Source organism: Nocardioides sp. NPDC101246 (assembly GCF_044767415.1).
In the GTDB taxonomy this organism is placed as follows: domain Bacteria; phylum Actinomycetota; class Actinomycetes; order Propionibacteriales; family Nocardioidaceae; genus Nocardioides.
On record NZ_JBIWNX010000011.1, the window covers coordinates 240,936 to 251,742 of the forward strand.

The 10,807-nt window shown below is 68.3% G+C and carries 11 protein-coding genes; 4 read left to right on the forward strand and 7 right to left on the reverse strand.

The features are described from left to right. Positions 1-7: 7 nt before the first annotated feature. Genes serA through ACIRON_RS21030 form a run of 4 tightly spaced genes read right to left on the reverse strand, consistent with a single transcriptional unit; the run spans position 8 to position 3,367 of the window. Entirely contained in the window at positions 8-1,225 is a 1,218-nt protein-coding gene (serA, locus tag ACIRON_RS21015; protein ID WP_402995120.1) for a phosphoglycerate dehydrogenase, read from the reverse strand. Next, entirely contained in the window at positions 1,222-2,616 is a 1,395-nt protein-coding gene (locus ACIRON_RS21020) for an aldehyde dehydrogenase family protein (RefSeq protein ID WP_402995122.1), read from the reverse strand. Before ACIRON_RS21020 ends, serA begins: the two co-directional genes overlap by 4 nt. Next, positions 2,613-3,044: a cupin domain-containing protein gene (locus ACIRON_RS21025; protein WP_402995125.1), complete on the reverse strand. Its 432-nt coding sequence runs from the start codon at positions 3,042-3,044 to the stop codon at positions 2,613-2,615. The genes ACIRON_RS21020 and ACIRON_RS21025 overlap by 4 nt, the downstream gene beginning before the upstream one ends. A 20-nt stretch (positions 3,045-3,064) precedes the next feature. After that, positions 3,065-3,367, reverse strand: a complete 303-nt coding sequence (locus ACIRON_RS21030; protein ID WP_402995127.1) for a putative quinol monooxygenase — start codon at positions 3,365-3,367, stop codon at positions 3,065-3,067. A 152-nt stretch (positions 3,368-3,519) separates the two neighbouring features. Here ACIRON_RS21030 and ACIRON_RS21035 point away from each other — a divergent pair, with 152 nt between their 5' ends. The 3 genes from ACIRON_RS21035 (at position 3,520) to ACIRON_RS21045 (ending at position 5,598) form a co-directional block, all read left to right on the forward strand. Continuing rightward, positions 3,520-4,164, forward strand: a complete 645-nt coding sequence (locus tag ACIRON_RS21035; RefSeq protein WP_402995129.1) for a GntR family transcriptional regulator — start codon at positions 3,520-3,522, stop codon at positions 4,162-4,164. 179 nt (positions 4,165-4,343) lie between these two features. Next, complete coding sequence (locus tag ACIRON_RS21040; RefSeq protein WP_402995131.1) at positions 4,344-5,108, forward strand: SDR family NAD(P)-dependent oxidoreductase; 765 nt, start codon at positions 4,344-4,346, stop codon at positions 5,106-5,108. A gap of 34 nt (positions 5,109-5,142) precedes the next feature. Then, positions 5,143-5,598, forward strand: a complete 456-nt coding sequence (locus ACIRON_RS21045) for a VOC family protein (RefSeq protein ID WP_402995133.1) — start codon at positions 5,143-5,145, stop codon at positions 5,596-5,598. An 18-nt stretch (positions 5,599-5,616) separates the two neighbouring features. Here ACIRON_RS21045 and ACIRON_RS21050 read toward each other — a convergent pair whose 3' ends face one another. Together ACIRON_RS21050 and ACIRON_RS21055 are read right to left on the reverse strand one after the other, a co-directional pair. Beyond that, positions 5,617-6,777 carry an alpha/beta hydrolase family protein gene (locus ACIRON_RS21050; RefSeq protein ID WP_402995135.1) on the reverse strand — a complete coding sequence of 387 codons (1,161 nt, stop codon included), beginning with the start codon at positions 6,775-6,777 and terminating at the stop codon, positions 5,617-5,619. Positions 6,778-6,850: 73 nt separating this feature from the next. Continuing rightward, on the reverse strand, positions 6,851-7,753 hold the full coding sequence (locus ACIRON_RS21055) for a fumarylacetoacetate hydrolase family protein (RefSeq protein WP_402995137.1): 903 nt from the start codon (positions 7,751-7,753) through the stop codon (positions 6,851-6,853). Between the two features lie 221 nt (positions 7,754-7,974). Between ACIRON_RS21055 and ACIRON_RS21060 the strand changes: the two genes are divergently transcribed. Beyond that, entirely contained in the window at positions 7,975-9,390 is a 1,416-nt protein-coding gene (locus ACIRON_RS21060) for an FAD-binding oxidoreductase (RefSeq protein WP_402995139.1), read from the forward strand. Positions 9,391-9,453: 63 nt separating this feature from the next. Here the strand turns inward: ACIRON_RS21060 and ACIRON_RS21065 are convergent, their stop codons facing one another. Further along, positions 9,454-10,584, reverse strand: a complete 1,131-nt coding sequence (locus tag ACIRON_RS21065) for an FAD-dependent monooxygenase (RefSeq protein WP_402995141.1) — start codon at positions 10,582-10,584, stop codon at positions 9,454-9,456. Positions 10,585-10,807 lie beyond the last annotated feature (223 nt).

Sequence of the window (10,807 nt, forward strand, 5' to 3'; positions counted from 1 at the left end):
GGACTCCTCAACCGATGAGGCGGACTCCCCGCGCTCCGTCCAGGGCGGCGACCTTCTCGACGATCTCGTCCGCAGGGCGCTCCGCAAGGTCGGTCAGCCCGTAGCCCAGGTGGTCGCGCGTGGCGAGAACCTGACCGCTGACATTCAGACCCGCATCCAGCAGCAGCTGGGTCATGCCTGCGAGCACACCGGGGATGTTGTCGTGCAGCACGGCGAGCCGGAACGCACTGGCACGCGGCACCTGGACGTTGGGGAGGTTGACGCACAGTCCCGTGTTGCCGTCGGCGACGAAGCCGACCAGCTTGCCGGCAACGAACTCGCCGATCTCCTCCTGTGCCTCCTGGGTGGAGGCGCCGACGTGCGGCGTCAGGATGACGTTGTCGAGTCCGCGCAGCGCGGAGACGAACTCGTCGCCCTGCGCCTTCGGCTCGATCGGGAAGACGTCGAGCGCGGCACCGGCGAGGTGACCGGACAGCAGGTGCTCACGGAGGGCGACGTCGTCGACGACCATCCCGCGCGAGGCGTTGATGAAGACCGCTCCGTCGCGCATCTGCCGGAACTCGGCGTCACCGAACAACCCGGCGTTGCCGGGGCGTCCGTCGACGTGGATGCTGACCACGTCGGCGACGGCGAGCAGCTCCTCCAGCGACGCGAGGCGGCGTACGGTGCCGTGCGCCGGACGATCGGCCACATCGAAGAAGACCACCCGCATGCCCAGGCTCTCGGCCACATTGCCCAGCTGCGTACCGATGTTGCCGTAGCCGACGATGCCCAGGGTGCGGCCGCGGACCTCATGGCTGCCCTTGGCCGACTTGTCCCAGACGCCCTCGTGCATGCGCTGGGTCTTCTCGGTCAGCCGCCTGGCCAGCGCGATGATCTCGCCGATGACGAGCTCGACCACGCTGCGGGAGTTGGAGTAGGGCGCGTTGAACACCGGCACCCCAGCGGCCGCGGCGGCCTCCAGGTCGACCTGGTTGGTGCCGATGCAGAAGCAGCCGAGTGCCCGAAGGTCCGGCGCCACCTCGATCACGGCAGCGCTCACGCTCGTGTTGGAGCGGATCCCCAGCAAGGACACGCCCGGAAGCGCGGCGATCAACTCAGCCTCCGACATCGACGCCGGGTGCTGACGGACCTCGTAGCCGGCCCGCTCGAGCGTCTCGACCGCGCTGGGGTGGATGTTCTCGAGGAGAAGTGCGCGGCCCCGCGCGCCGTCGGCCCCACTCATGCGCCGACCCAGTAGGAGCGCATGTTGGTGAACTCGCGCATCCCGACCCCGGCCAGCTCACGGCCGTAGCCGCTCTTCTTGGTGCCACCGAAGGGCACCCGCGGGTCGGAGGCGACGATGGCGTTGATGAACGCGGCTCCGGAGGTGATCCGGCCGGCGACGCGTACGCCGCGGTCCACGTCGGTCGTCCACACACTCAGGCCCAGGCCGAACTCGGTCCGGTTGGCGAGCGCGATCGCCTCCTCGTCGTCCGCGGCGACGCTGATCGCTGCCACCGGGCCGAACGTCTCCTCGTCGAAGACCGGCATTCCCGGACGTGCGTCCGCCAGGACGGTCGGCTCGAAGTAGTAGCCAGGGCGCTCTGCGGCGCCGCCCCCGGCGAGAAGCTTCGCTCCCGCCGCGACCGACTCCTCGACCTGGCGGGTCAGGCTCGCACGTAGGTCGTCGCGCGCCATCGGCCCGACGTCGACACCCTCGGCTGAAGGGTCGCCCATCCGGAGCGCCTCCACACCGGCGACGAACGCTTCGGTGAACTCCGCGGCGACGGCCGCGCTGACGATGAACCGCTTGGCGCACACACAGCTCTGGCCGGCGTTGTGGAACCGCGCGCGTACGGCGGCGGTCGCAGCCGCGGGCACGTCGGCATCGTCGAGCACGACGAAGGCGTCCGAGCCGCCCAGCTCGAGGACCGACTTCTTGGCGGCGCGGCCCGCGGCCGCACCCACGGCCGCACCTGCGCGGTTGCTACCGGTGAGGGTGACCGCGGCGATGCGCTCGTCGGCGATCAGCGCCTCGGTCGTCGCGGGGACGTCCGCCTCGGCGATCACGAGGGTGGTCACGAGGCCTTCGGGGAAGCCTGCGCGGACGAAGAGCTCCTGGATCGCCAGCGCGCACCCGGTCACGTTCGGCGAGTGCTTGAGCAGCACCCCGTTTCCGGCGGTGACCGCCGGGATCGCGAAGCGCATGACCTGCCACAGCGGGAAGTTCCACGGCATCACCGCGAGGAGCAGCCCGAGCGGCTCGTAGGAGACCCACGCCCGCGACTCCCCCACCTCGATCTGTTCCCGGCCCAGGATCTCGGGGGCGTTCGCGGCGTAGTACTCCGCCGTCAGGGCCGACTTGTCGACCTCGCCGGAGGCCTCGGCGACAGGCTTGCCCATCTCCCGCACGATCTGCTCGGCGAGGGCGGTGCGGTCGGTGCGGAGCTGGTCCACGAGCCGCTCGACCGCGCGGACCCGATCCACGAGCGGTACGTCTCCCCAGACCGCCGCGGCCTCCGCGCCCTTCGCCACCAGGGCCTCGATCTCCTCGGGAGTGTGCGGCTGATAGGTCGCCAGGATCTCGTCGGTCGCCGGGTTGCGGACCTCGATGGTGTGCTGGTCGGTGCTCACTGGTCGCGCGCTCCCTTGTCGTTCTCCGAGAGGTGCTCGAAGGTCTCGCCGGTCTCGGTCATGGTGCGGGTGACGTACCTGCCGCCGTAGACCCAGTAGATGCGCATGACGCCCTCGCCGCGGTTGAAGAAGCGGTGCGGCACTCCGGCGGGCACCCAGGAGGCGTCGCCGACCTCCATGTCGAAGGTCTCCTCACCGATCTGCGCCGTCGCCTGCCCCTCGAGGATCAGCACCGACTCCTCGACGTTGTGGCTGTGCAGGGGCAGGCCGCGGCCGACCTGGAAGACGGTCTGGCCGGTGGTGACCAGGTTCCGGTCGCTGTTCCACTTCCCGACGTACGGGATCGTGGCGACGCCGCCGCCGCGGTCGAACGGCTCGACCTCGTTCGGGCGGATGATCATGTTCGGGGCTTCGGGTTGCTTGCACATGGTGGTTCCTTCGGGGCGGATCAGGCGTGATGGAAGAGCTGGTCGGCGAGGCAGTTCACCTGCGAACCGGGAACGACGTAGGCCGCGGCAGCTTCCCGCCAGACCTTGAAGTGAGGCGCCGCCCGGTGCGCCTCGACGGCCGCCTCGTCGGCGTACAACTCGTAGAAGAAGAAGTGATGATCGTCCTTCTGATCGCAGACGACATCGAAGTAGAGACAGCCCGGCTCGTCGTTGAAGGACGCATGGGCGTTCGCCTCGATGGCGGCGAGGAAGTCCGACCGGGATCCGGGCTCGACCTGGACGGAGACGACGAGAGCGATCATGCGGGCTCCTTGCATACGGGGCGTTGACGTGTCTGTGTACATGTATACATGCACGCAGGGGCTGTTGCCAAGGCGAAGGCGCCGGGTTCCGGACCCCTCTCGGGCAGCCGGTCGGGTAGCCTCGACCGCGAATCGCCATGACAGAGAAATCCATGGCTCGCCCATCGGGCGGGCAATACGCCTACGAAGAGCTCAAGCGACGCATCTTGGAGCTCGAGCTGGAGCCCGGGACACGGCTCTACGAGCCCCAGCTCGCCACCGAGCTCGACATCTCACGGACCCCGCTGCGCGAGGCCCTGCGACGGCTGATCGCGGAGAACCTGCTCGACCAGCACGCCACCGGCGGTGTCTTCGTGCCCAAGCTCGATGCTCGCGACATCGCCGAGCTCTACGAGGTGCGGGCCGCACTCGAGTCGATGATGGCGGCTGCCGCGGCCAACCGGGCGACATCCGACGACATCACCGAACTCGAAGGCATCGTGGCGCGCAACGCCGCGTTGGTGACCTTCGCCGACGACGCGATGAACCTCGGCAAGGCACTGCACGCGAAGGTCGGCGCCATCGCCGACAACACCTGGGCTCTCCGACTCCACGATCAGGTGGCGAACCAGATGGCGCGCTACCGCCTCTTCACCAACCACACCCAGGAACGACGGGACCAGGCCCTCGCCGACCACCAGGTGATCGTCGATGCGGTCCGCGACCGCGACGCCGAGCGCGCCGCCTCCATCGCTCACTCACACGTCCTGGATGCCCGTGACGAAGCACTGCGGGCGATCGGGAGCAAACTGGACTGATTCCCCGTCTCCGCCGAGTACGCCACAGTGGCACTGTGCTCAGGGGCACGTCACTCTGTGACGGGCGACTCACCTTTCGTGATCGCAGGTATCGACACGACTGACTGGTCGTGTTCCGACCTTCTGGCAAGGATGTCCTCATGAGTGCGCTGCTCGCGCCAACATCACAGGAGGGGAACATGAGACGCCTGGACGGGAAGGTTGCGGCCATCACCGGCATCGGGGCCGGCATGGGTCGGGAGGCTGCGCGCAGGTTCGCTGCGGAAGGCGCGAAGGTCGTCGGCTGCGACATCGACGTCGAGGGGCTGGAGGAGACGCTCTCGATCGTCAGGTCGGAGGGTGGCGAGATCTCTGGCAGCGCCCCGGTCGACGCCGGAGACCCTGCCGCCGTCGCCGCATGGATCGACGGTGCCGCTTCCACGTACGGCGGCCTCGACATCCTGTACAACAACGCCTCGATCCAGCGGTTCGGCGCGATCGACGAGATCTCGGTGGAGGACTGGGAGTTCGCGATCGACATGGAGCTGAACATCGTCTTCTATGCCGTTCGCGCTGCGTGGAAGCATCTCAAGGAGCGCGGCGGCGTCATCGTGAACATCGGGTCGATCGCCGGGACTCGCGGCGTCGAGTTCATGCCGCAGAACGCTCACGGCGCCGCCAAGGCCGGGGTGATCAACCTGACCCAGCAGCTCGCCGTCGAAGGCGGCCCGCACGGCATCCGTGCCGTCTGCATCTCCCCCGGCTTCGTCGAGACCCCGGCGACCAAGTTCCTGGTCGACTCCCCTCCGCCGCCTCTCAAGGCCACGTGGGACCGGATCCCGCTCCAGCGTGTGGGCCGACCGGACGATGTGGTCAACGCCGCGGTCTTCCTCGCCTCCGACGAGGCGACCTGGATCACCGGCATCAACCTCGTGGTCGACGGCGGCGGTTCGGTCCTCGGTTGACGCCGACTTCCCGGCACACGCGAGAGGACATTCCTTGAGCATCGACATCGACCACGTCGGGCTGAGCGTCGGTGACCTCGACGCCGTCGCGGCGTGGTACTCCACCGTGTTCGACCTGGCCACGGCCTTCCCGTTCGAACTCGACGCCATCGGCCTCCGTGGGATGTTTCTCATCGACGGCCGTGGGGGTGCCATCGAGCTTCTTCAGCGCAGAGGCTCGCAAAGGTCGCCGACACCTGCGGACCCCAACGAGGCACTACTGCGGCGAGGGTACGGACACGTCTGCCTCCGTGTGGACGACGTCGACGAGGTCCATGCGCGGGCCCTGGCTGCGGGGGGAACCGAGAAGATGGCCCCTCAGCCGTCGCCGGAACCCGGGGTCCGGATGAGTTTCGTGGCAGACCTCGAAGGAAACCTCGTCGAGCTGTTGGACCGGGCCCATCCGGTAGGGCGCCCCGACATGTCCCCAGACGACCCCGTGTCACGCTGAGCGACAGGGGCCGGCTCCTCAGGACGGGGCGAGCAGCTCGGCGAGGGTGTCCTCGACCCAGTCGGCGACGTACGCGTTGATGTGCGGCATGTGGTCGAGACCGACGTGCTCGGCCGCGCCTTCCTCGACGGTGAAGATCCGCAGCTCACGCTTCCGGCTGTTGACCGCCAGGTCGTGAGACCGGCGTGCGTAGTCCACGGAGATCTGCCGGTCGTTCTCACCATGTGCGATCAGGAAGGGCACGGTGATCTTGTCGACCACGTTCTCCAGGTTGATGCCCTCGGCGTACTCGATGAACGCGTCGATCTCCTCGAAGCCCCACACCCACAGCACGTGCTCCCAGTAGTGCGGCACCGGGTTCTCACCCTCGCGCTGCAGGCGCTTCTTCTGCACCTCGCCCCAGTTGTGGTTGGCACCCCAGACGGCGATGAACTTGACCCGCTTCTCGAACGCCGCTGCCCGCGGGACGTAATAGCCGCCGAGCGACCACCCGACCAGACCGATCCGATCGGTGTCGACGTCGGGGCGGGACTCGAGCCAGTCGATCTGGGCCTTCGCCCACTCCTCGGACTCGATCCGCGAGGTGAGGCCCTGGAAGCGGAGCGCCTCGCCGGACCCGGGGTTGTCGACCATCAGCACCGAGACGCCACGCTCGCGCATCTCCTGGGCCCAGCCCGAGACGTACATGTGCTCCTTGGTGGAGTCCAGACCGTTCCACATGATCACGCACGGGACCGCCTCGCCGTCCTTGCTGGCGTTGGAGAAGTACGCCGGCAGCGTGGTGTCCTCGAACGACACCTCGACACGGGTGGTCGCCGGGTCCGCGAGCTGGAAGACCTTCTCGAAGGCGTCCAGCGCCTGTTGGTAGAACTCCCGGCGCCCAGGGTCGGTGTTGCTGAGCATCCGTTCGGCCTGGCAGACGTAGAGGCCCGAGCGATACCACTGCTGGCCGGCAGTGCGCAGGTGACCGGCGGCCTCGGATGCGCGCGCCTGGTCAGCGACCTGGTCTGCGACCGCCTTCCACGACTGCATGAAGATCCTGCTGCCGGAGTCGACATCGGGAGCCTCCCGCGCCGGACGGCAGGCTCGGTCCACCTCGTCGATCGCACCGCCGTTGTTCAGCGTCGCACACACACCGAGGTTCCAGACGTACTTGGGTCCAGTGAAGTACTCGAACATGCTCGCCACTGTGCCGCCTGTCGCAGCGCCGCGGAACCCGTCGATTGCGATGACTGGTATCGATGCCGGCCCCTCACGGGAGGCGTCGAGGGACCATGACCGATGACGTCAGGGTGCCGATACCTGCGACCTCCATCGTCACCACGTCGCCAGGCTCCAGCGGCGGCGGAGTCTGAGTGCCCGAGCGGCCCCAGAGCTCTGCAAGGCAGCCACCTCCCCCAGTGGTGCCGGACGCAAGCAGGTCACCCGGCACGACGAGCGAGTCCCGGGAGGCGTACGCGATCATCTCGGCGAAGGTCCAGTTCATGTTCGACAACCGGTCCTGGCCCACGAGCTCACCGTTGACCGCGACCCAGCAGTCGAGGTCGAGATGACCGTCGGCTCGGCGATAGGGGGCGAGCTCGTCGGCCGTGACGATCCACGGGCCGATCGAGCTCGCGAAGTCCTTGCCCTTGGCAGGGCCCAGACCCACCTGCATCTCGCGAGACTGCAGATCTCTCGCCGACCAGTCGTTGAAGATGGTGTAGCCGAAGATGCCGGCGTCCGCCTCGCCCTCACTGAGCGACGTACCCCCGGCCCCGACGACGACCCCGACCTCGAGCTCGAAGTCGAGCGCGCGGCACGTGAGCGGACGCGGGACCTGCTGCCCCGGCCCATAGAGAGCATGAGGGTTGGTGAAGTAGAAGGTCGGCGCGTCGTACCAAGCCTCCGGCACACCGGTCGCGTTGTCGACGCTGCGCCGGACTCCCTCCACATGGCTCTCGAACGTCACGAAGTCACGGATCGCCGCCGGCCTGAAGGGCAGGAGCAGGTCCTCCATGGCGAATGGGACGGGGCGTCCGGATCGGGCACGATCCACGATCTCGAGTGCGCGCGGAAGGCCTACCGCGACGAGCTCCGAGACAGAGACGGGCAGCGGATACGCCACATCTCCCTCGACCGCCACCGCACCGTCGCGGACCGTCGCGAGTTTCATCCTGTCTCCTCTTCGTGCACCTGAGGATCACGATCGCGATCCTCCTGCGGCCCACTCTCTCGTGATCACGCCGACAGCGACATCGCACGACGGCGATGTCAGGCATCACCGATTCCGAGGGTTCAACCGTGCCCGCGTGGCGATCGTCACCGCGAGCGTCGATGGCTGACATCCCGCTTCGTGGCTTCCGAGCGGTCGGGGCGGAGATTAGGTTCGCACCCGTGACCACCGACTCGAACGACGACATCCGCTCCGGCTGGAAGGGCCGCTTCGTCGCCGCCGGCGATCCCGGCTTCGACGACGCCGTCCACAGCCGCGTCTTCAATCGACGACGTCCCACCGATCGGCTGCCGGTCGCCGTCCTGCAGGCCGCTGACGTCGACGACGTCGTACGAGGCGTCCGGCTGGCGCACGAACGAGGTTGGTCGGTCACCACCCGAGCCGGCGGTCACAGCTGGATCGTCTGGAGCGTCCAGAACGACGCCCTGCTCGTCGATCTCGCCGCCTTCGCCGCCATCGATTACGACGACGTGACGGGGATCGTCAGCGCAGGCCCTGCGGTGCGCGGGGGCAGCGACCTCGACCCCGTGCTGGCGGCACACGGCCGGTTCTTCAACGGCGGTCACTGCCCCACGGTCGGGATCGGCGGCTTCCTCCTCCAGGGCGGTATGGGCTGGAACTGCCGCGGCTGGGGCTGGGCGACCGAGTCGGTCGTCGCGGTGGACGTCGTCACGGCATCAGGCGAGGTGCTGCGCTGCGATGCCGAGCAGAACTCCGACCTGTACTGGGCGGCACGTGGCGCCGGGCCCGCCTTCCCTGGCGTGGTGGTGACCTTCCACCTGCAGACCCGCCCGCGCTACACGGCGCTCACCAGCTCGATGCAGATCTACCCTGCCGCGGTCGCCCCCGAAGTCCTGGCCTGGATGCACGAGACCCGCTGGGACCTGGACGACTCCGTCGAGCTGGTGATGGTCAACCTCGACGCCGCCACCCTGCCCTTCCTCGACTACGAAGGACCGGTCCTCGTCGTGGACGGCCTGAGCTTTGCGCCCACCGCGGAGGAAGGCAGAGCCGCGCTCGCCCCGCTGGAGACCTCGCCGTACCTCGGCCAGGCGATGTTCCATGTCACCGCCGCTCCCGCGGACATGGAGGAGCTGCGCGAACGGCAGACCAACGCCAACCCCGAGAACCACTTCTACGTCTCCGAGGGCGCCTACCTCGTCGGCGGGACCGCCGAACTCATCTCGGCGATCACTCCAGCGTTCACGACACTGCCGACGACCAAGTCCTTCGCGATCTGGTTCGACATGGGCCGGGCACCTCAGCGCGCTCTGCCCGACATGGCGCTGTCCCTCCAGTCCGACATCTACTTCGCGGCCTATCTCGTCGGCGAGGACGATGCCGACGTACGGGCTGCGACCAGCTGGATCACCGATCGGATCGCCGAGCTCGAGCCCGTCAAGTCCGGCACCTACCTCGGCGACAGCGATCTCATCTCCCGGCCGGCGAAGTTCATGAGCGACGAGGCGTACGCCCGCCTCAACAAGATCCGCGAGTGCCGGGATCCGGCAGGCATCTTCCCGACCTATCTGCACGCACCGGACGTGCCGATCAACCAGAACCCTTGGGAGGTTTGACCTTCCTCCCGACGCAAGCACGGTCGGCTCGCCCACACCGGCGGGCCGACCGAGCTCGTGGCCTCAGGCCGGGTCGGTGAGCGCGAGGAGCGCCGCGTTGAGGACCTCGCCGTCGCGGCCCTGGGACGAGCCAGGGTTCTGTTCCCAGCGCGCGAGCTGCATCGAGGCGTCGACGACACCCTTGACACGCGGCAGCCGTCGCTCGTAGAACGCCTTGAGCTGCTCCTCCAGGTCACCTTCCTGAGTGATGTGCTCGGCCAGCACGAGGGAGTCCTCCACGCACTGCGCCGCGCCCTGGGCGATGAGTGGCGGGACGGCGTGCACGACCTCTCCCAGGGCGAGGACGCGTCCCTGGTGCCACGGGCCGTCGACGAAGATCCATTCGATCTCCTGGAAGTTGAGGAAGGTGTCCTCGACGATGGTGTCGCGCAGCAAGTCGAACGATCCGTGGAACGGCTCCAGCAGTCGTCGGACCTCCTGCCAGTCCTCGAGTCCGTTCTCGGGGCGGATCGGCGGGCAGAGCACGAAGAAGTAGCACTGGTCGTCGCTGATCGGTGTGTACCCCGCCTTGTACGCACCACCGTCGTGGGATGTCGGGAAGAAGATCTCCCCATCCATCTCGGGAGTGCGCGCCGCGAGGCCGCGCCAGATGCCGAGCCCCGAGGATGCCTGCTCCTCGCTGATCCCCAGCTTGGCACGGGTCTTCGAGCGGATTCCCTCGGCGACGATGACCAGATCCCACTCTTCCTGCGTGCCGTCGGAGAGCGTCGCAGCAGCCGTCTCCCCGCGGTTCTCGAAGTCGAGCAGCTCGGTGCCGAGCTGGAATGTCACGCCGTGCTCCTCCGCCTTGGCGACCAGGAGCTCGTGCAGGTGCGGACGCAACGTACCGATGGTCGGAGGAAGGTCCTCACCCCCGGTTCGGGGTGTGTTGATGTGCATCAGCAGGTCGCCGTTGGACAGCCGGAGCGTGACGCCGTTGTCCTCGGGGCACGCCCGCCTGATCAGATCGTCGTAGATGCCGAGATCCTTGAAGACCTTCAGCGCGTTTCCCTGGATCGTCAGGCCGTGACCGACCGGCGCCCATTCCTTGACCCGGTCGATCACATGGACCTGGACCCCTGTGCGCCCCAGCGCTATCGCAGCTGTGAGGCCGGTGAAACCTGCGCCTACGACGAGAACTCTCTGCATGCTCATGCGGCTGACGTTAGGCGCCGGATGTGACCGACACCACGCGCTTTCTGCTATGGGAGGTATCCGGCCCGAGAGGGGGAGAACGACGCCGCGAGGGGGGGGGGGGGGGGGGGGGGGGCCCCCCCCCCGCCGGGCCCCCCCCCCCCCCCCCCCGCCCGGGGGGGGGGGGGGGGCCGGGGCGGGGGGGGGGGGGGCGCGGGCCGCTCCACCAGGAGAGGAAGCTGAT

Coding starts and splice junctions, on each gene's coding strand:
- ACIRON_RS21025 (WP_402995125.1), bottom strand. CDS start 3,044: ATGTGCAAGCAACCCGAAGCCCCGAACATGATCATCCGCCCGAACGAG.
- ACIRON_RS21055 (WP_402995137.1), bottom strand. CDS start 7,753: ATGAAACTCGCGACGGTCCGCGACGGTGCGGTGGCGGTCGAGGGAGAT.
- ACIRON_RS21040 (WP_402995131.1), top strand. CDS start 4,344: ATGAGACGCCTGGACGGGAAGGTTGCGGCCATCACCGGCATCGGGGCC.
- ACIRON_RS21035 (WP_402995129.1), top strand. CDS start 3,520: ATGGCTCGCCCATCGGGCGGGCAATACGCCTACGAAGAGCTCAAGCGA.
- ACIRON_RS21050 (WP_402995135.1), bottom strand. CDS start 6,777: ATGTTCGAGTACTTCACTGGACCCAAGTACGTCTGGAACCTCGGTGTG.
- ACIRON_RS21030 (WP_402995127.1), bottom strand. CDS start 3,367: ATGATCGCTCTCGTCGTCTCCGTCCAGGTCGAGCCCGGATCCCGGTCG.
- ACIRON_RS21065 (WP_402995141.1), bottom strand. CDS start 10,584: ATGAGCATGCAGAGAGTTCTCGTCGTAGGCGCAGGTTTCACCGGCCTC.
- serA (WP_402995120.1), bottom strand. CDS start 1,225: ATGAGTGGGGCCGACGGCGCGCGGGGCCGCGCACTTCTCCTCGAGAAC.